The sequence below is a fragment of the Halomonas sp. BN3-1 genome (assembly GCF_003056325.1).
In the GTDB taxonomy this organism is placed as follows: Bacteria; Pseudomonadota; Gammaproteobacteria; order Pseudomonadales; family Halomonadaceae; genus Halomonas; species Halomonas litopenaei.
This window is the reverse complement of the sequence record NZ_PYVV01000002.1, coordinates 1-18546: the sequence shown is the minus strand read 5'-3', so window position 1 is coordinate 18546 and position 18546 is coordinate 1. Positions and strand designations below refer to the sequence as shown.

At 63.4% G+C, this 18546-nt stretch carries 18 protein-coding genes and 1 pseudogene; 4 read left to right on the top strand and 15 right to left on the bottom strand.

Going from position 1 to position 18546, the window contains the following annotated elements; genetic code table 11:
* Nucleotides 1-2: 2 nt before the first annotated feature.
* The 4 genes from astD to C9F12_RS03465 are packed head-to-tail and all read right to left on the bottom strand — an operon-like array spanning nt 3 to nt 4838.
* Complete coding sequence (gene astD, locus C9F12_RS03480; protein WP_108448007.1) at nt 3-1472, bottom strand: succinylglutamate-semialdehyde dehydrogenase; 1470 nt, start codon at nt 1470-1472, stop codon at nt 3-5.
* On the bottom strand, nt 1472-2515 hold the full coding sequence (astA, locus tag C9F12_RS03475) for an arginine N-succinyltransferase (RefSeq protein ID WP_045990904.1): 1044 nt from the start codon (nt 2513-2515) through the stop codon (nt 1472-1474). Before astA ends, astD begins: the two co-directional genes overlap by 1 nt.
* The gene (locus tag C9F12_RS03470; protein WP_108131271.1) at nt 2515-3585 is read right to left on the bottom strand and encodes an arginine N-succinyltransferase; all 1071 of its coding nucleotides are present in this window, start codon (nt 3583-3585) and stop codon (nt 2515-2517) included. Before C9F12_RS03470 ends, astA begins: the two co-directional genes overlap by 1 nt.
* A 38-nt stretch (nt 3586-3623) precedes the next feature.
* Nucleotides 3624-4838 carry an aspartate aminotransferase family protein gene (locus C9F12_RS03465; protein WP_108448006.1) on the bottom strand — a complete coding sequence of 405 codons (1215 nt, stop codon included), beginning with the start codon at nt 4836-4838 and terminating at the stop codon, nt 3624-3626.
* A 266-nt stretch (nt 4839-5104) separates the two neighbouring features.
* On the opposite strand from C9F12_RS03465, the pseudogene C9F12_RS03460 reads away from it, so the two are divergent.
* Nucleotides 5105-5716, top strand: a pseudogene (locus tag C9F12_RS03460) (class I SAM-dependent methyltransferase); the annotation flags it as partial.
* A gap of 211 nt (nt 5717-5927) precedes the next feature.
* Here the strand turns inward: C9F12_RS03460 and C9F12_RS03455 are convergent.
* The 6 genes from C9F12_RS03455 to fabV form a co-directional block, all read right to left on the bottom strand.
* Entirely contained in the window at nt 5928-6422 is a 495-nt protein-coding gene (locus C9F12_RS03455; RefSeq protein ID WP_108448004.1) for an isochorismatase family protein, read from the bottom strand.
* A 348-nt stretch (nt 6423-6770) separates the two neighbouring features.
* The gene (locus C9F12_RS03450) at nt 6771-6995 is read right to left on the bottom strand and encodes a hypothetical protein (protein WP_124802861.1); all 225 of its coding nucleotides are present in this window, start codon (nt 6993-6995) and stop codon (nt 6771-6773) included.
* A gap of 722 nt (nt 6996-7717) precedes the next feature.
* Nucleotides 7718-7939: a hypothetical protein gene (locus tag C9F12_RS03445; RefSeq protein WP_045990898.1), complete on the bottom strand. Its 222-nt coding sequence runs from the start codon at nt 7937-7939 to the stop codon at nt 7718-7720.
* 442 nt (nt 7940-8381) lie between these two features.
* Nucleotides 8382-8894, bottom strand: a complete 513-nt coding sequence (locus C9F12_RS03440) for a DUF417 family protein (RefSeq protein WP_108448003.1) — start codon at nt 8892-8894, stop codon at nt 8382-8384.
* 780 nt (nt 8895-9674) lie between these two features.
* A complete protein-coding gene (locus tag C9F12_RS03435; RefSeq protein WP_181248576.1) occupies nt 9675-10652 on the bottom strand; it encodes a GlxA family transcriptional regulator in 978 nt (325 codons plus the stop codon).
* 182 nt (nt 10653-10834) lie between these two features.
* Nucleotides 10835-12031, bottom strand: coding sequence for an enoyl-ACP reductase FabV (gene fabV / locus C9F12_RS03430; protein WP_108448002.1), 1197 nt, complete (start codon nt 12029-12031; stop codon nt 10835-10837).
* Nucleotides 12032-12287: 256 nt separating this feature from the next.
* Here fabV and C9F12_RS03425 point away from each other — a divergent pair, with 256 nt between their 5' ends.
* Complete coding sequence (locus C9F12_RS03425) at nt 12288-12677, top strand: hypothetical protein (protein WP_108131267.1); 390 nt, start codon at nt 12288-12290, stop codon at nt 12675-12677.
* A gap of 12 nt (nt 12678-12689) precedes the next feature.
* Here the strand turns inward: C9F12_RS03425 and C9F12_RS03420 are convergent, their stop codons facing one another.
* Together C9F12_RS03420 and C9F12_RS03415 are read right to left on the bottom strand one after the other, a co-directional pair.
* On the bottom strand, nt 12690-13175 hold the full coding sequence (locus C9F12_RS03420; protein WP_045990894.1) for a glutathione peroxidase: 486 nt from the start codon (nt 13173-13175) through the stop codon (nt 12690-12692).
* A gap of 84 nt (nt 13176-13259) precedes the next feature.
* Entirely contained in the window at nt 13260-13811 is a 552-nt protein-coding gene (locus C9F12_RS03415; RefSeq protein ID WP_231498436.1) for an NUDIX domain-containing protein, read from the bottom strand.
* Nucleotides 13812-13982: 171 nt separating this feature from the next.
* On the opposite strand from C9F12_RS03415, the gene C9F12_RS03410 reads away from it, so the two are divergent.
* Complete coding sequence (locus C9F12_RS03410) at nt 13983-15629, top strand: acyl-CoA dehydrogenase family protein (RefSeq protein ID WP_108448001.1); 1647 nt, start codon at nt 13983-13985, stop codon at nt 15627-15629.
* 52 nt (nt 15630-15681) lie between these two features.
* On the opposite strand, the gene C9F12_RS03405 is transcribed toward C9F12_RS03410, so the two are convergent.
* The gene (locus tag C9F12_RS03405) at nt 15682-16290 is read right to left on the bottom strand and encodes a LysE family translocator (protein ID WP_083970155.1); all 609 of its coding nucleotides are present in this window, start codon (nt 16288-16290) and stop codon (nt 15682-15684) included.
* A gap of 248 nt (nt 16291-16538) precedes the next feature.
* Between C9F12_RS03405 and C9F12_RS03400 the strand changes: the two genes are divergently transcribed.
* The gene (locus C9F12_RS03400) at nt 16539-17261 is read left to right on the top strand and encodes a response regulator transcription factor (protein ID WP_108131263.1); all 723 of its coding nucleotides are present in this window, start codon (nt 16539-16541) and stop codon (nt 17259-17261) included.
* A gap of 30 nt (nt 17262-17291) precedes the next feature.
* On the opposite strand, the gene C9F12_RS03395 is transcribed toward C9F12_RS03400, so the two are convergent.
* Nucleotides 17292-17636, bottom strand: a complete 345-nt coding sequence (locus C9F12_RS03395) for a hypothetical protein (protein ID WP_108448000.1) — start codon at nt 17634-17636, stop codon at nt 17292-17294.
* 309 nt (nt 17637-17945) lie between these two features.
* A complete protein-coding gene (locus tag C9F12_RS03390) occupies nt 17946-18350 on the bottom strand; it encodes a GreA/GreB family elongation factor (RefSeq protein ID WP_045992777.1) in 405 nt (134 codons plus the stop codon).
* Between the last annotated feature and the right edge of the window lie 196 nt (nt 18351-18546).

Here is an 18546-nt window from a genome sequence, read left to right as displayed (position 1 = left end):
GCTCACAGGCTCACCCCCGGCGGCAGTTTCTCGGGCAGGTTGAGGGCTTCGCTCTCGACGGAGGCGACCGGGTAGGCGCAGTAGTCGGCAGCGTAATACGCACTGGGGCGATGGTTGCCGCTGTCGCCGACGCCGCCGAAGGGCGCGTCGCCGGAGGCGCCGGTGGTCTGGCGGTTCCAGTTGACGATACCGGCGCGGATGCGCAGCAGGAAGTCGTCCCAATCGGCCCGCTCCCCACCGATCAGCCCGGCGGACAGGCCATAGCGGGTGTCATTGGCGAGTGCGATGGCGTCGTCCCAGCTCTGGTAGCGGTAGACCTTGAGCAGCGGCCCGAAGTGTTCCTCGTCCGGCACCTCGACCCCGGTCACGTCGACGAGTCCCGGTGTCAGCAGGCTGGTGCCCGGCTCGACCTGGCGCATGCGCGACAGCACCTTGCCACCGCGAGCCTCCAGGTCTGCCTGGGCGGCGAGCAGCCCTTCGGCCGCCTCGACGCTGACCAGGCCACCGTAGAACGGCGCCTCTTCGGCAAAGGGCTCGGCCACGCGCAGGCGCTCGATGGCGCCGCTCAGGGCCGCGATCAGGCGATCACCGGCCTCGCCCTCGGGCACGATCAGGCGGCGGGCGCAGGTGCAACGCTGGCCCCCGGACAGAAAGGCCGACTGCAGGATGGTCAGCACCGCGGCGTCCTCATCCGGCACGTCCTTGACCACCAGCGGATTGTTGCCGCCGAGCTCAAGCGCCAGCACCTTGCCCATCTGGCCGGCGAACTGCTTGTGCAGAAGACCACCGACCTTGGCGCTGCCGGTGAACAGGAGGCCATCGATACCGGCATCGGCGGACAGTGCCTGGCCGACTTGGGCCGCGCCCTGGACCAGGTTGATGACGCCCGCCGGCAAGCCGGCCTCGAGCCAGCACTGCAGGGTCAGATCGGCGGTCAGCGGGGTCTGCTCGCTGGGTTTGAACACCACGGTATTGCCGGCCAGCAGCGCTGGCACGATATGCCCGTTGGGCAGATGGCCGGGGAAGTTGTAGGGACCGAATACCGCCATCACGCCATGGGGGCGATGGCGCAGTACCGCTCGGGCGTCACCCAGGTCACGCTCGCGCTCGCCGGTGCGCTCCTCGCGAGCACGGATGGACAGCGCCACCTTGCCGATCATGGCGCCGACCTCGGTGCGTGCTTCCCACAGCGGCTTGCCGGTCTCGTGGGCGATGCTCGCCGCCAGGTCCTCGCGGTGGCTTTCAAGCACGCCACGGAAGCGCTCGACCAGGGCCTCACGCTGCTCAAGCGAGGTCAATGCCCAGTCGGGAAAAGCCTTGCGTGCGCTGGCAACGGCCTGGGCGACCTGCTCGTCGCTGGCGGCCTTGCCCTGCCACAGCTCGGCGCCGGTGATCGGGTCGAGCTTGGTGAAGGCCTCGGCGTCGCCGGACATCCACTGTCCATCGATAAGCAATTGTTGTGTGGGTTGCATCACGCCTCCTCGTCGGAATTCAGCACGCGCAGGGTGTCGCCGGAGGCGACCTCCAGCCTGCGCGCCTCGTTGTCATTGAGCACCAGCACGCCGTCGGCGTCGGGACCACGTCCGACCCAGGCGGCACGGAAGTCGGCCATGCGGGTGGTCGCCGCCAGCCACTGGGGCCGCTCGGCGCTGTCGGCGTTGGGGTCGACCTCGACACGCACGTGCCGCGACAAGCGCACGCCCTTGACGTCGTCGATGTAGGCCTCGACCGTGGGACCGCCGTCGAAGATGTCGATATAGCCTTCCCAGCGCAGCCCCTGCTTCTTGAGCATGGCCAGCGCCGGGCGGGTGTGCTCGTGGACCTGACCGATGCAGGCACGCGCCTGCTCCGAGAGAAACGGCGTATAAATCGGGAACTTGGGCATCAGCTCGCCGATAAAGCTCTTCTGGCCAAGGCCGGTCAGCCGATCCGCCTCGTTGAAGTCCATGGGGAAGAAGTTGGCTCCCAGGCAGTCCCAGAAGGCGCTGCGCCCGTTCTCGTCGAAGCGTCCGCGCATCTCGGCCAGCACCTTCTCGGGAAAACGATCGCGAAACTCGGCCATGAACAGCCAACGCATCATCGACAACAGCGCGCCATTGCGCTGATGGCGGCGATCGGCACCCCGGAACTCCGGGCGCAGGAACAGCGAGGCGACCTCGGCGTCGCCGGTGTGATCCGAGCTCAGAAACAGCGTGTCGACGGTGCGATGCAGGTCGAGCTGCTTGGACGAGTGCGCCAGGGTGCCCACGCGGTAGTGGTAGAACGGCACTTCACGCCCGACCTGCCCTTCGATGGCGCAGCAGCCGGCCAGATGCCCGCTCTCCTCGTCCTCCAGCACGAAGAAGTAGAGACGCTGGTCCACCGGGGTCTGCTCGTTGAACGCGCTCGTGGCGGAGGCGATCTTGTCCGCCAGAAACTCGCGGTTGTCGGGAAGGGAGGTGAAGCCGACGCCGGTCTCCCGGGCCAGCGCCTGGAGTTCGTCCAGGTCCCCTTCCATGATCGGTCGCATGCGCATTACAGCTCTCCCTCGTCGTAGCCCGGGTCGAGCCCGTCATCGCTCAGCCCCAGCGGTGCCGCCAGCACCGCACGTCCTTCTTCCACACCCAGCAGTTCGGCGTGGGCCGGCGACAGCATCAGCTGGCCGGTCGGCGACAGCGCGTAGCGCGCCACCGTGCAGCAGAAGCCGTCCAGGCGCTGGTTGGCGACCATCGCAGGCTCGGCGTCGGGTAGAGCGTGCTCGGGGCGGATGCGTACCGGGTGCCAGGCGGCGCGACGGAAGGACTCGAGCCGCATGCGATCGCCCTTGATCACCGGGCCTGCGTCGAACAGGTCGACGTGGCGCGAACGCAGGAAGCCCTCGGCCAGCATCTCTTCCAGCGCCGCCTCGTGGGCCGGGTGCTCGCGCCCGATGGCCGCGCGCGCCTTGGGCGTCAGCAGCGCCAGGTACAGCGGGAACTGCGGCATCACCTCGGCGATGAAGCTCTTCGAGCGCACGCCTGCGATGTAGTTGATCTCGTGGTAGTCGCGCACGAAGAAGTGACGACCGACACTGTTCCAGAACGGCGACTCGCCGTCGTCGTCCAGATACCCCGGGAAGGCCATCGCCAGCACCTCGGCGAAGCGCTCGGGGTACTGGGCGATGAACATCAGCCGGGCGCGGCGCAGCAGGCTCTCGGCGCTGGTGCCCTTGTAACGCGGATCCAGCGACAGCGCGCACAGCAGGCTGGCGTCCGAGACCTCATGGGACAGCGCCAGGGTCGGCACCTCACGGCGAACATTGAGCTGCTGCGAAGCGTGGATCAGGGTTTCCTGGCGATAGGTGTAATACGCCTCGTTGGCCCCGGCCAGGGCGCGGATGGTCGCCGTACCGACCACCTCACCCCGCTCGCGATCCTCGAGCACGAAGGTGTAGTGCTCGTCGCCGGGCACCTCGGCCTCACTGGCAAACGCCCGCTGGGAGCGCGCGATGCGCTCTTCCAGGCGATCACGGTGGGCCGGCAGGTTGGTCAAACGTGGCTGGGCGGAACCCGCCAGGCGCTCCAGCGCCGGCAGGTCACCTAGCCGCACAGGGCGAACGGCCAGCATCGGATGCCCTCCCGTCAGCTCATGTTGATCGGCACCTTTCACGACGCGCTGACCATCCGTGCGATGGCGCGTTCGAGACGCTCGAGTCCCTCGACGATGTCGGCCTCGGGAATCACCAGCGACGGCGCCATGCGCAGCACGTTGGGGCCGGCGATCAGCGCCATCAGACCTTCCTCGATGGCCAGCGGCAGGATGTCCTTGGCGCGACCTTCATACTCGGGGGCCATCTCGGCACCGATCAGCAGTCCCATCCCACGAATTTCCTTGAACACACCGTGCTTGCGGTTGATCGCTTCCAGGTGCTCGCGGAACAGGTCGTGACGCTTGGCGACGCCACCGAGCACTTCCGGCGTGTCGATATGACGAATCGCCGCCAATGCCACCGCCGAGGCCAGGGCGTTGCCGCCGTAGGTAGAACCGTGGGTGCCCAGCACCAGCACCGGGGCGACGCGATCGGTGGTCAACATGGCGCCCACCGGGAAACCACCGCCCAGGCTCTTGGCGCTGGTCAGGATGTCCGGGGTGATGCCGTAGTCCATGTAGGCGTACAGCGAGCCGGAGCGGCCCACGCCGGTCTGCACCTCGTCGAACACCAGCAGGGCGTCGTGCTCGTCGCACAGGTCACGCAGGCCCTGGAGGAACTCGGGCGTGGCCGGCACGATGCCGCCCTCGCCCTGCATCGGCTCGACCATGATGGCGCAGGTGTCGTCGCCGACCAGTTCGCGCACGCTGTCCAGATTGTTGAACTCGGCGTGGAGCACGCCTCCGGGCACCGGCCCGAAGCCCTGGGAGTACTTGGGCTGGCCACCCACGCTGACGGTGAACAGGGTGCGACCATGGAAGGACTGACGGAAGGAAATGATCTTGTCCTTGTGGGCCCCGTGCTTGTCATGGGCCCAGCGACGCGCCAGCTTCAGTGCGGCCTCGTTGGCCTCGCCACCGGAAGAGCACAGATAGACCTTGTCGGCGAAGGTACGCTCGGTCAGCTCCCGGGCCAGCTCCAGTGCCGGCTCGTTGGTGTAGACGTTGGACAGGTGCCACAGCTTGTCGGCCTGGGCCTTGAGGGCCTCGACCAGGACCGGGTGGCAGTGACCCAGCGAGTTCACCGCGATGCCGCCGGCGAAGTCGATGTACTCGCGGCCTTCCTGATCCCACAGACGGCTGCCTTCGCCGCGCACCGGGATGACCTTCTGAGGAGCGTAGTTGGGCACCATGTACTGGTCGAAGTCGGCACGGCTCGGGGTATGACTCATCGGGGATCTCCGCTGTGGTTGGCGTTGCCCGTCGTCGGACGGGAGCGCGCAGCTTGCGCGCTACTGCAAAGCATGAAATGGATCGATGCTTCGAGTATAGGGACGCCCTCGCTCCACGGCTTTCAGCAATGGGACCCGCTTTTTCACAAAGCTCTGTCCTTGCGCCCTGCCCTTGCACCATCGTCATGACGCCTACCCAGGCTTCGTCTAGGCTGAAGACTCCCGCAGGACCTGACCCGATCACTACCACCTCCAGGGGCTCCGCCATGCTCAACACCACCGTCTGGAACCGCTGGCGCTATTCGCTTTATGCCCCCGTCTACGACACGGTGGCCCAGCGTACCTTTGCCAGGGCGCGGCGGCGCGCTCTGAATCAGGTGTGCTGGCAGTCGGGGATGAAGGTGCTGCTGGTGGGGGCCGGCACCGGCCTTGACCTGCCGTGGCTACCGCGCGACCTGGAGATCCACGCCAGCGACCTGTGCCCGGCGATGGTCAAGCGTCTCAAGGATCGCGCCTGTCGGCTTGGCATCGACGTCGAGGCCAGAACCATGGACGCCGAGCGGCTGGACTACGCCGACAACAGCTTCGATGTGGTGGTGATGCACCTGATCCTGGCGGTGATGCCGGATCCGGCAAAGGGGCTCGCCGAGGCCCATCGCGTCCTCAAAGGCGACGGCCAGCTATGCGTGATGGACAAGTTCCAGAGCGACGAGCGACCCTCGGGACTGGCGCGCAGGGGGCTCAATCTGCTGACATCCGCCATCGCCACCGATATCACTCGCCAGGCCCGGCCATTGCTGGACCAGGCAGGCTTCGTCATCGAACGGGACACTCCGGTGATGATGGGCTCGTTGTTTCGTGCGTTGATCGCCGCCAAGGCCGACCACGCCGAGCCTCGACCAGCGAAACCGCGACCAGACGAACCTCAACCAGAAGAACCTCGACCAGCCGAATCTCGACCAGCAGAACCTGGGCCTACTGAACATCAGTCCGGCTGAGCCTGCGTCCACTGGCGATGCTGGCGGCGCCACCGGGCAGGCGTGTCGGCTTCAAAGCGCTTCCACAGCCGGCGCAGCTGACGTTCGTCGTTCACCCCCACCCGCTCGGCGATGTCTCGCGGATGTCGCTGGCGCTGAAGGTTCGCTCTCCCCGCTGCATGGCAAAGGTCAGGGTCGCTTCACTGACGAAGTCCACTGCGTATCCCAGATCGGAGGCCACCCTGGTGGTGGTCTCGCAGCACTGCTCGGTGCGAATACCGCTGATCCATAGCCGAGACACCCCTCGACCGCGTAGCCAGCGGTCCAGCCCTGTATCGGTGAAGGCGTTGTGGGCGGTCTTGTAAAAGGTCACATCAGCGGGGTCTTCGAAGCCCTCCATGGCTCGGGTCAACCCATTGTCGGGATCAAATGCGCCCTGGCTTCCCGGCTCCGTATGGATGATTCGCACCATCAACATGCCTGCCTCGCGTGCCAGATCGATCAAAGAGCGCTGAGCTTCCGGCCAATCACCGAGTCGAGTGGCATCCCAGGAGGGGCGCGCGAGAAACGAGGCCTGAACATCGATGACGAGAAGTGCTGTGGTCATGTCCAATCTCCAGCAAAGGGGGGAGATTGCAGACTAGTGCCCCGCAGCAGCGATGCGCAGTACAGGGCCGGCCCTGAAGGGGGCAGATTCGGACATGACGTTACTATCGAGGATTCCGTCCATCGGCACCAGCATAGGAATCGGTATCGGCTGCCCTGACCTTTCTCCCATCAATGGACGAGTGCTGGATACCAGCAGACCGCAGCAGCGTAGCCACGGTTGAGCATGTCATGAACGCAGGGGCATTCGAACGCAGCATCCTTCAAACGCTAAAAAGGCCCACCTGAGTGAGCCTTTCACGTAGCGGTCGCGAAACGCGACAACACTGCTGCCGTCTTTGCTGACGACTTACATATTCGCTTCCTGGAACGCCGCGATGGTCTCGCGCAGCAGTTCCTTCAGCTCTGCAACCTCCTGCTCGAGGGCTGCAATCTTGGCCTGGCGCTCTGCGCTTTCGGCATTCTCCTGGATCCGCTGCATGTTTTTCTGCAAGGTATCGGAATCCATGGCGAAGGCTGAGCCGACGGCCATCATCGAGACCAGCGCTGCAGTTGCCAACATCTTGGTTTTCATGTCTCTCTCCTCGTTTTCGTCGAACATCCTTCGACCACTTGTCCTGACCGCCGCCCCTGGATGGCGCTGCCGGGTGGTGGCAGGAAGCGGTAATCAACCAACGTTAGTGAAAGCCAAGGTGCGTCACGGCCACCGACAGGTAGGCGCTTCGACGACCACTCCCGAGCTCTTCCGCCGGACATCCAATGTCACGCTTCAATCGCTCTGCAAGACCGCGTCCCTGCGGCCAGTGAGCCAATCCTTCGACTCAAGTCCTTGAGGCGCTCGGTCCATGAACGTCCACGTGTCGGCGAACAGGCATCGATATCCGTTCGAAAAACACTGTTCACAAATCGACAAGATCAATCTAAAGGGCACCATTTCAGCACGCAACCGACGCTTGCTCTGCATGACCAGACTTGCACAGTCCGAACATTGGTTCGACCACTAGCGCTTTTGGCTGGCGGCATCTACCCAGCGGAAACCGCCAGCGTATTGATGCCCAACGTCTTGTCACAACCAACCCAAAGAGCGCTTCAAACCCGCAAGGCAAGACGGCGTCCCTGCCGCTGTAGATAAGGGAGTCATCAAGATGAGCACGCCTTTTCTATCACCTTACCGACATTTCCCTTCACGCTTGCATGTCCTTTTGGCTAGTTCATGCGCTGCCAGGGCGATCCTCTCGGGTTGCAGAGCGAGCGCCCTTTACGTCAGCGTTCCAGCGTGTCTTTCTCCAGCTTGTGTTACTGGGACTCTTCCAGGCTCTCTACGGTCATTTGCAGCAGGTCCTTGAGCTCAGCCACTTCCTGCTCCAGGGCCTCGACCTTCTGCTCTTCAGAGGCTTCGGTGCTGCGCTCTTCGATTTCCTGCATGCGCTTTTGCAGGGTGTCGGAGTCCATGGCATAGACACTGCCAGCGGCAAACATGGAGGCCATCACTGCGGCAAAGATCATTTTGGTTTTCATGTCACTCTCCTTGGAGTCGTCGATAGTGTTTCGACGTTGAATCGTTCTGATATTTTGTGCGTTATCGAGCATCCCTTGGGATCATCTTCCTGGACGCGCCGACACTCTGCCCTCTACTTCTATCTTCGGTCTAACCACTTTCCGTCTTTCCGACTCTCGTCGTAACGTTTTGTTACCCGGCAACATCAAATCTAATCGGCATCCCTCATATTGGCAATTGCAAATATGTCCATCTAATCATTCAGGCACAATATTCGTTTAAGCTGCTGATTTAATTCACCCAAACTTCTTGATTGGAAAGGTGCGCCGACACGGACTCTTGCGCCCACACACCTTGGTAGCCATGTCCTCCACCAGCGCCCCTTCACAAAGGGACCAGGCGCGGAGCGGGCTTTCCAGCCCGGGAAAGCCACACTCCCGAGACCGAAAAGCCCTTTCATTTCTATGCAGCATCAGCAACCAGAGCGTCGTCCTTGGCATGCTGTGCACTACGCTCTGCACTCACTGCCTGCCAGGCTGAGCCGGTGATCACCAGCGAAGCGCCAAGCAGTACCAGATCCTTGGCCAGGAAGCCTCCGAACAGGGACGGGAACGCCAGGGTGTCACCGGACAGGCTGCTGACGTGCAGTACACCCGGCGTGGTCAACAGGAAGCTGGTCGTTGTCAGAAAGATCACGCTTGCCAAGGCACCACCCACCAGGCCGGCTTTTTTCGAGATGGGATAGGCGGCTACCAGCAGGCCGACGATAATCTCGGCGGTTCCGATCGCGGCTGATACCTGATTGACACTGGCGACATCATAGAGCCAGGCCATCAGTGGCGAACTGGCCACAATGCCCTGGATCGCTGCAGCTTCATCGGGGTGATACTTGAAAAAGCCGATCCAGAAAAGAATGGCGACGACGCCGTACAGGGCCACATAGAAACCCAGTCGAGAAATGGTGGTGTGGTTCATGTCTAACTCTCCGTCTTCACTTTTTTAGTTTGCGTGGATGGCATCCTGACGCCTCCACTTTGCTGCTACCGTTTCATTCACGTTTCATTCGAATATGCACAGAATTCCGACCTCACTAGCGGCAGGCTTCCGAGCAACTCGTCTGTTGTTCATGGTGGTTGGTAGGTGTTACCTGCGACTTTCTTACACGCCTTCTTCATTTTTTTTCGTCCCGGGCCGCTATCGACACGCCCATCGACATTCCCGGGACGAAAGCAGAGCCATTTGCTTGGCCGTTGCCTGACCTCAGCCAGCGGACAAGCCGTAACGGCTCCAGGAGTTACGGTATCTATGTAGCATTTATTGGAGATTCCTTACGTGCCAATGCTGTGCCGGTCTATGCACTCGGCGACGCAAAAGAAGGAAATACGCCAATTGCTAGCGGGTAGGCACATCGGGCAGTGAACGGTAGAGATAACAAGAGGCGAAACGATAGGACGACAGAAGCCGGGGAGAAAGGAGCGAGAAAGGAGCGAGAGGAGTCGTGCTGGAGATGATGTAGAGCGCAGAGGCGAGTGGAGCACGTACAGACGGGGCGAGTGCAGACGGGACGAGTGCAGACGAGGCTAGAAATGCGGGGGTGAGCAGGGGCGAAGCGAGAGGGTCGGAGCGAGAAGCTGAAACGCGACGGAGGGGATAAGCACGATGAAGACAGCAGCCGTTACTCTCAGGAGCAGACCATTCCGACAAGCGTCGCTCATCAAGGCCTGAAGACATACCGGATACAGAAAGCCTCGAGCGTCAGCCCAGTCGCTCTTCTCTCGGGGTCATGCCGAAGTGGTTGCGATAGGCCGTGGAAAAGTGGGCGGCAGAAGAAAAGCCGGTCTGCAGGGCGATCTCGCCCGCGGGCTGGTCGGTATCGCGCAACATTCGACGGGCCTTCTGCAGGCGCAGGTCCAGATAGTAGCGGCTCGGCACCGACTTCAGGTACTTCTTGAACAACCGCTCCAACTGACGGCGAGAGATCCCCAGGTGCTCGGCAAGTTCATGGGTAGACAGCGGCTCCTCGATGTTGGCTTCCATCAGCTGGACCGCCTCGACCAGGCTGTCCGGCGCATGGGCCAGGCGTGAACGCAGGGGGATCTGCTGGGGCTCGTCCCCCATGCGGATGCGCTCCATCACGAAGTACTCGGAGATACGAGTGGCAAGGCCTGAGCCGTGGTGGCTTTCCACCAGGGTGATCATCATGTCCATGGCGGCGGTCCCCCCACCGCAGGTGATCCGGTCGCGGTCGATCTCGAACAGCTGCTGTGACAGGCGCACCCTGGGATGGGCCGCCGCGAAGGCCTCGAAACGCTGCCAGGGTAGCGTTGCCTGGTAGCCATCCAGCAGGCCCAGCCGGGCCAGGGCTTCGGTGCCACCGCCGATACCGCCAAGCACCACCCCGGACGCCGCCAGACGCCTGAGCCAGGCGGCCAAGTCATCAGGAATGCCCCCCGGCAGCTTGGCCGGACCACACACCAGCACCATGTCGGGCTGCGACTCCGCCTCCCCCAGCGCGGCGCGTGGCAACACCGTCTGCTGGGAGGCGCTGGTGACCGCGTCGCCACCGCTGGCGTAGCTGGTCAATCGATACAGGGTTCGCCCGTGCAGCAAGTTGGCCACGTGCAGCGGTTCGGTGGCACAGGCGTGCGCCAGCAGCGAAAACCCCGGCATGACCACGACCCCGACCTGTCGAAGCAAATCCGGCGAACGTGTTGTGCTGACGGTGTGTGGCATGGGGGGTCTCGAGGAGTGTGCGCGAGGCATATATTACGCCACTGATCTGCGAGATTCAGCGCCCATGTCCGTTGCGCATGGGCTACACCAGGTCGACACCCAAGGTCTGCGGGCTTCACATCGAAGGAGGCCGCGACCTCTCGGTCGCGGCCTCCTTCATCGCCGAACGGCAGTCCTCTGGTTTACAGCTGCACCACGTCGAACTCGGCGACAGGATCAACGTCGGCGTCGTAGTCGACGTCATCGCGCTCAAAGCCAAACAGCTTCAGGAATTCGTGCTTGTAGCCGGCGTAGTCGGTGATGTCGAACAGGTTGTCGCTGGTCACCTGGGGCCACAGGTCCTTGCACGCCTGCTGGACATCGTCACGCAACTCCCAGTCGTCCAGGCGCAGGCGCCCGACGTCATCGGTGGTCGCCTCGCCACCGTAGAGGCGCTCGCCGAACAGACGATTGAGCTGATCGATGGTGCCTTCGTGCAGACTTTGCTCCTTCATCACGCGGTACACCATGGCGATGTACAGCGGCATGACCGGAATCGCCGCACTGGCCTGGGTCACCACGGACTTCAGCACCGCCACGTTGGCGCCGCCACCGCTCTGCTTGAGCGAGTCATCGATGGCGGAGGCTGCCCGGTCCAGGTCTTCCTTGGCCTTGCCAAGGGCGCCGTGCCAGTAGATCGGCCAGGTGATCTCGGTACCGATGTAGCTGAACGCCACACTGCGAGCGCCGGGTGCCAGCACGCCGGCCTCGGACAGCGCCTCCATCCACAGTTCCCAATCCTGGCCACCCATGACGTCGATGGTGTCGGCGATCTCCTGCTCGGTCGCCGGCTCCACCTGGGCTTCGATGATGGTGTCCTTGTTGGTATCGATGGCGGTAGCGCGATAGGTCTCGCCGATGGGCTTCAGGCAAGAGCGCTTGAGCTCGCCGGAATCGGGCAGCTTGCGCACCGGGGAAGCCAGCGAGTAGACCACCAGATCGATCTGGCCCATGTCGGCCTTGATCAGCTCGATCGCCTTGTCACGCGCCTCGTGGGAGAAGGCGTCGCCATTGATGGACTTGCTGTAGAGCCCTTCTTGCTTGGCGAACTTGTCGAAGGCGGCAGAGTTGTACCAGCCCGCCGTGCCCGGCTTCTTCTCGCTGCCCGGCTTCTCGAAGAACACCCCCAGGGTATCGGCGCCGTAGCCGAAGGCCGCGGTGACGCGCGCGGCCAGACCGTAGCCACTGGAGGCGCCGATGACCAGCACCTTCTTGGGCCCTTTGGATGCATCGAGGCCGCGCGCACGGGTCGCCTCGATCTGCTCGAGGACGTTCTTCTCGCAACCGACGGGATGGGTGGTGGTGCAGATGAATCCGCGTACCTTGGGCTTGATGATCACGACAGACCTCTTCGTTACTCGCGGCTCCCGAGGGAGAGCCATCCAATGTGTAGAGCGTGGTCGCGATATTCTAGCGGCACAGCGCCGCCCTGTCCGCCTTTGTGCACATGCCCCTGACTTCCCGCGCTTTTCCTTGCCGCGCATTGCGCCTGAACACACCAGGGCCCTGTCCGGCTCTGCTGGCGATCGCGTCGCTCTCTTGCCCACCGGCACGGGGTCGGGCAGGATGCTGCCCACCGCTTGAGGAGACCGCCCGATGGATGCACAGACCCTGGTCGATGAACGCGGCGAGCTGTGGCTTGCCCTGGCGCCCATGTGGCTCGAACGCGAGCCCAGAGAGTCCGACTATGCGCGGATGGTCGAGGTGATCGAGCGCGACGGTATCGCCCTCAAGGACCTGGAATGGGTCTTTCGGATCGAGCTGGCGCCGGTATTGTCGCGTCAGCAGATGTCGGTCGCCGGTGAGTGGCGCAAGTTCGATGACCACCAATTGATGCGCCGTCTGGTCGCCCACAACCTCCGCCTCAAGGGCTGGCGACGCAAGTTCTGGGCGCTGTTCTCGGGTCTGACCACCATGATGGTGCGCCATCGCTACAACGAACTGGTGGAACGGCTGGTGGTGGCGCGCGGAGGAGACATACGCTGAGCGCCAAAGAGGTCAGGATTCGTCCAGTGCCCGCTCGAGGTCCAGCATCATGGCGTCGCCCCCATCGCGAGGCCCATAGCGCTTGAGCACACGGCCGTCTCGGGCGACCAGAAACTTGGTGAAGTTCCACTTGATGGCGCGCGTCCCCATCCATCCTGGGGCTTCGGCCTTCAGGCGTTTGAACAGCGGATGGGCCTTGGCGCCATTGACCTCGACCTTTTCCATCAAGGGAAAGGTGACACCGAACTCACGCTCACCGAAAGCGCAGAACTGCTCGGCGGACTCCGGCGACTGCCGTGCGAACTGGTTGCAGGGGAACCCGAGCACGGTGAAGCCGCGCTCGCGGTGTTCCCGATAGAGCGCCTCCAGCTCCGCCAGCTGAGGGGTGAAGCCACACTTGCTCGCCACATTCACCACGAGCAGCACTTGGCCACGCAGGGCGCGGAGGTTGAAGGGCTCGCCGCTATGGGTGCGGCACTCGACATCATGCAGGGTCATGGGATGAACTCGCGCTTGCTGTCTTCACGATGACATGCCAGACGTCATTGCGCCAGTCGCAACGCCCTGGCGGCAAAGCGGCATTCAGTTGTCCCCCTCGCGCTCGAGCAGCAACTCGAGGGCCAGCCGCGTATCCGGCGTCACGCCGGCGAGCTCGAGGGCTCGACGCGGTGACATCCAGGCCACACTGGCGACCTCCTCGGCCTGCAGCGACAAGGGGCCGTCCCACTCTACGCAGTAGACGCTGCCGAAGATGCGATACCCGTCCTCATCGTAGCGAAACTCCAGGCAATGGCGCAGCGCTACTGCGCGGATACCGAGCTCCTCGGCCAGCTCACGACGTGCCGAGACGTGGACCGCCTCCCCGGCGCCGACCACGCCTCCCGCCGCCAGGTCCAGTCCGCCTGGAAAGGCTTCCTTGGTCAGCGTTCGATGCTGCACACATAGTTCACCACGGCGATTGCGTACCACGATGTAGGTGGCGCGGTGCCAGAACCGATAGCGGCGCATTTCTGCGCGCCAGGCGCTGCCACAGGGACGATTGCGGGCATCCACCACCTGCACACGCTCCCGGGCGATCACCGCTGCGGGCGCCTCACGCTGGTTGTCAGGGGACGCCTCGCCAGCATTCGTCACGCCAGAGGCCGTGGGAGCCGAGTCGAAAGAGGAAACAGGGCACATCGAAGGGCTCCACCGAGAAAGCCCCAAGACTACCCATCCCGTCCCGTTGCGTCATCCCTCTCGTTTGACCCGAGGGGCACAGCACACCATGCTGAATATCAGGTCTTTCGTCATCAGGACAGGGCCATGCATGACCAAGCTCCGCGAGAGGGCCTGGCGAGCCACCGGGTCGACAATCAGCCGTACTCTCTTCCCTTCGACGCCTTCGCCGACGACGCCGTGCTTCAGTTCTGGCTGGCCCATCTGGCGCCGGCCTGGGTGAGTTGCCGACTGTCCCTGCTGGGCCAGGATGTCGGTCGTGCGGAGACCCAGCGACTGGGTGACGAGGCCAACCGCCACCCACCCTCATTGCGACTTTTCGATCGTCACGGTCGCCGACTCGACGTCGTCGATTACCACCCGGCCTACCACGCGCTGATGCGCCTGGCTACCACCCGTGGCGTCCACGCCATGGCCTGGACGGAGGAGGGGCGCGGCGGTCATCAGGCGCACGTGGCGGGACTCTATCTGCTGACCCAGGCCGAAACCGGCATCTGCTGCCCGGTGACCATGACCCACGCCGCCTACCCGGTGCTGCGTCGAGAACGCTCACTGCCGGATTGGTGGGCCTCTGGGCTGCTCGTCGAGGACTACGATTCCAGGGCCCTACCGGCGAGCGACAAGCACGCCCTGACCTTCGGCATGGCGATGACCGAGAAGCAGGGTGGCAGCGATGTGCGCACCAACACCACCCGAGCCGAACTTGGCGAGGACGGCTGGCGCCTGTACGGACACAAGTGGTTCATGAGCGCCCCCATGTCCGACGCCTTCCTGACCCTGGCTCAGCGAGACGAAGGCCTCAGCTGCTTCCTGGTGCCTCGCTTCGCCCCTGATGGCGAGCGCAACGCCATCGAGATTCAGCGACTGAAGGACAAGTGCGGCAATCGCGCCAATGGCTCCGCCGAGATCGAATATCGGGGGGCCTGGGCCCACCCGCTCGGCGACCCTGGACGCGGCATCGCCACCATCTTGGAAATGGTTCAGCAGACCCGTCTCGACGCCGCCAGCGCCCCGGTGGGCATGATGCGCCAGGCCTGGCGCGAGGCCTGGCAGCATACCTGTCAGCGTCATGCCTTCGGGGCGCCCTTGGCTGAGCAGCCGGTGATGCGGGCGGTACTGGCGGATCTGGCGCTGGAGGTGGAGGCCGGCGTAGCGCTGATGCTGCGCACCGCTCAGGCCTTCGACGGCGCCAGCCGCGGGGAGGAGCAGGAGCGCGCCCTGGCCCGGCTGCTGCCGAGCCTGGCCAAGTACTGGCACAACAAGCGCGCCCCCGGCTTAATGGCAGAGGCCATGGAGTGCCTCGGTGGCATCGGCTACGTCGAGGAAGCACCGCTGGCGCGGCTCTACCGCGAAGCGCCGGTCAATTCCATCTGGGAAGGGTCCGGCAACGTGATCTGCCTCGACGTGCTGCGGGTCATGGCGCGACACCCCGAGGCCATGGCGGCCCTGTATCAGCTGTTCGAGCATGCCCGAGGTGGACATCCGGATCTGGATCGCGCCTTGGCCCAGCTGCCTCAGCCACAGACCAGCGAAGACCTGGTGCCCAGGGCCCGCTGGCTGACCCAGTGGCTGGCCCAGTGCACCCAGGCAGCGCTGCTGGTCCAGCACGCGCCCCACGAGGTGGCGGATACCTTCTGCCGCACCCGCCTGGGCCGGCACCCGAGCCCGGCCTATGGCGTGTTGCCGACGGCAAGTCCGCTGGACGCCATCCTCCATCGCTCGGCGCCAGCATGAACCGGCATCGCCGGCAGCCTCGCCCACGAAATGCTCGCAGCCGGCGGCGGCCTTATCCCGCCAGCACCCTCAGCGCCAGCCCCAGCAGCAGCACCCCGCTGATGCGATTGATCCAGTGGGCGCGAGCCTGGAGCCAGGGCAGCACGCGGGAGTGCGACAGCCCCAACGCCACGATGACGTACCAGCCACCGTCGATCAGCATCGCCGTCAGCACAATGATGGCACGCTCGATCGAGGACATTTCGGGGCTGACAAACTGACTGAGCAGCGCGACGAAGAACAGGATCAGCTTGGGATTACCCAGGGCAACCAACAGCCCTTCTCTCGCAGCGACGCGGTGACTGGCGGCGGTGGGTCGGGCGCCCAGCGCTCCGCCACGCCCGGCCCTCAGCGCCTTTATGCCAAGCCAGGCCAGATACAGTGCCCCACCGATCGTGATCACGCGAAAGGCGGATGGATGGCGTTCGATCACCTCCCCCAGTCCCCACACGGTCAGCAAGGCGTAGAGGCCGACGCCCAGCGCATGGGCGATCGCCGCCACCACCCCGGAGCTGCGCCCCCCTCCCAGCGTATGACGAAGCACCAGGGCCAGACTTGGACCAGGAGACATGGCCCCCATGGCACAGATGGCGGCCAGAGACATCCACAATGACAGCGGCATCACACTCCCTCGTGAGAATTCCGATGGACTAGACGACGAATGGCGCACAGTTCAGCGTGCTGACACCTACGACCCACGGCGCTCAGCGGCCATCCTTTGCGACCTGAATCAAAAAAACCATTCTTCGGAAATGACAAAGTTCACGCCCAATGGTCATTTACAAGCATATTAGTATCGATAACGATACTAAATCGGCATCACCAAAAAACGATAACGATCAATCATCGCATGGGAACAGGGAGGGGACGATGTCTGCCCTTCAGGAAGGTCCGATCGTCCGGCTGATCACGCACCCCAACGTGCAGTCGCAGTTGTTCACCCATCACCTGAGCCAGGTACTCGACTGCCAGGTCAGTCCTCTTGCCCCGGAGGCGGTGTCCGGCCTGGAAGCGGAACTGTCGAACTCACCTCCTGGTGTGCAACTGTGGCTACTGGACGCCGATCAGCTATCGCACAGCGACATGCATCGCTGCCACGAGCTCAAGGCACAGTTTCCCGACATTCTGCTGGCGGCGTTCAACCTGGCCAACCAGGAACAAGCCGCTGAATTGTTGGCGTCATTGCACCTTCAGGGCATCTTCTATCGCCGCGACGAACTGGACAATATCTGCAAGGGAATCATCCAACTCCTCGATGGCGCCCTGTGGATGTCGCGTCCGCTGCTACAGCAGATGTTCGAATATTTCCGACGACAGCAGTTCAACACCTACCGTCCCGTCGCCGGTCTGACCCAGCGGGAGCTGGAAATTCTCGGCTTCATCGGCAACGGCGCGTCCAACCAGGATATCGCCACCCAACTGTTCCTGAGTGAGCATACGGTCAAGTCTCACCTGTACAACATCTTCAAGAAGATCAAGGTGCATCACCGCGCCGAGGCCGCACACTGGGCGCGCAAGCACCTGGGCATCCCGCCCCCCATGACTAAGAATTCACATCGCAGCCGTCTGCCCCGGGAGCTCGAGCCTCGCTGAACCGATCACGACATGGCCTTGCGGCCAGGCTCACTGCAACGAGAACAACATCGTCGCCCCGGCACCACTGCTGGACGAGGAAGAACGATTGCCGCGCCCGGTGACCAGCACCTCCAGCCGGCCTCCGGACGCCTGCTGGATGACGCTCATGCTGAACCTTCCGTCGGGCAGGCGCTCTACCCGAGGCGCTCGTCCCGCCCAGGTCCCGCTCCTGTGCTCCTGCCCCGGGCCCGTCCACTCCCACTGAGCGGTGAAGGGAATGCCCTGAGTCCCGGAGAACCGCACGACAATATCGGCCACGGCAACGCCTGTACCCGCGAGGAAAAGCCCCAGCCCGAGGACATACCCTGAGAACCGGTGAGTGAATCGGCCCATCTCCCTCCTCCTTTGCTCATCCAGGCGATGCCAAAGGCTGCGGCTGCGCTGCTCACTGGGCCTTGAGCGAGAAGTCGATGAGCGAAAAGTCGACGAACGAAGGCGCTTTTTAAACAAGCCCATTAGACAAGCCCAGCGATTCAGACAAACCTAGGCGCTGTCCGAAAAGTCGACGAGCGAAGGTTAGACAAGGCAAAAATCGGTGAGAAAGCGCAGTTTACGGGGTGTAAATGAGCATTTTGACCGGGCTGGCGCACCAGCCGATTTTTAACGCCGTATTACCGAGCGCAGGCACTTTTCAGACAAGCCCTAGCGATGAAACTGACGCTCTCGCTCCGGCTGCCACAATATCTCTTCCACCCGCCAGCGCCCTGGCTTGCCCAATGCCACCTGGGTCGTCCACTCTTCCCCGACCCGACGGGTCAACAGCTCGGCGCCCAGCGGCGCCATCACCGATAGACCATCTTCGGTCGTCGCCAGCGCATGAGGATAGACCAGCGTGCGCGTCAGAAGTCGGTCCGTGTCGACGTCCCTGAGCACAACCTTGCTGTTCATGCTGACCACGTCATCGGGCATCTCGTCCGGGTCGCGAATCTCGGCACGCTCCAGTCGCTCTTCCAGCAGGTCGGCGGCAGCCCGTTCGGTTCCGCAGGCTTCATCGATCAGGCGCTGTAAACGCTCCGCATCAAGACGGTTGGCAAGTCTCAACGACATCCTTGGCACCTCACTGCTAAACGTCGGCCTGCGTCGAAGACAACGATCGAGAATCAGGCCTGGCAACAAAAATGTATGGTCAGCCTGGCTTTTGCAACGTGGATCTACGACATTGACAAAGTGGGCTTGCGCCAATGTATTCGGGCTCTCGATGGGCACGCATCACTGGCGCCCGGCCCTCGATGAGAAGCCGCGC

Excerpts from the sequence above, each read along its gene's own strand:
- astD (WP_108448007.1), bottom strand. The coding sequence starts at position 1,472 with ATGCAACCCACACAACAATTGCTTATCGATGGACAGTGGATGTCCGGC.
- astA (WP_045990904.1), bottom strand. The coding sequence starts at position 2,515 with ATGCGCATGCGACCGATCATGGAAGGGGACCTGGACGAACTCCAGGCG.
- C9F12_RS03470 (WP_108131271.1), bottom strand. The coding sequence starts at position 3,585 with ATGCTGGCCGTTCGCCCTGTGCGGCTAGGTGACCTGCCGGCGCTGGAG.
- C9F12_RS03465 (WP_108448006.1), bottom strand. The coding sequence starts at position 4,838 with ATGAGTCATACCCCGAGCCGTGCCGACTTCGACCAGTACATGGTGCCC.
- C9F12_RS03455 (WP_108448004.1), bottom strand. The coding sequence starts at position 6,422 with ATGACCACAGCACTTCTCGTCATCGATGTTCAGGCCTCGTTTCTCGCG.
- C9F12_RS03450 (WP_124802861.1), bottom strand. The coding sequence starts at position 6,995 with ATGAAAACCAAGATGTTGGCAACTGCAGCGCTGGTCTCGATGATGGCC.
- C9F12_RS03445 (WP_045990898.1), bottom strand. The coding sequence starts at position 7,939 with ATGAAAACCAAAATGATCTTTGCCGCAGTGATGGCCTCCATGTTTGCC.
- C9F12_RS03440 (WP_108448003.1), bottom strand. The coding sequence starts at position 8,894 with ATGAACCACACCACCATTTCTCGACTGGGTTTCTATGTGGCCCTGTAC.
- C9F12_RS03435 (WP_181248576.1), bottom strand. The coding sequence starts at position 10,652 with ATGCCACACACCGTCAGCACAACACGTTCGCCGGATTTGCTTCGACAG.
- C9F12_RS03425 (WP_108131267.1), top strand. The coding sequence starts at position 12,288 with ATGGATGCACAGACCCTGGTCGATGAACGCGGCGAGCTGTGGCTTGCC.
- C9F12_RS03420 (WP_045990894.1), bottom strand. The coding sequence starts at position 13,175 with ATGACCCTGCATGATGTCGAGTGCCGCACCCATAGCGGCGAGCCCTTC.
- C9F12_RS03410 (WP_108448001.1), top strand. The coding sequence starts at position 13,983 with ATGCATGACCAAGCTCCGCGAGAGGGCCTGGCGAGCCACCGGGTCGAC.
- C9F12_RS03405 (WP_083970155.1), bottom strand. The coding sequence starts at position 16,290 with ATGCCGCTGTCATTGTGGATGTCTCTGGCCGCCATCTGTGCCATGGGG.
- C9F12_RS03400 (WP_108131263.1), top strand. The coding sequence starts at position 16,539 with ATGTCTGCCCTTCAGGAAGGTCCGATCGTCCGGCTGATCACGCACCCC.
- C9F12_RS03395 (WP_108448000.1), bottom strand. The coding sequence starts at position 17,636 with ATGGGCCGATTCACTCACCGGTTCTCAGGGTATGTCCTCGGGCTGGGG.
- C9F12_RS03390 (WP_045992777.1), bottom strand. The coding sequence starts at position 18,350 with ATGTCGTTGAGACTTGCCAACCGTCTTGATGCGGAGCGTTTACAGCGC.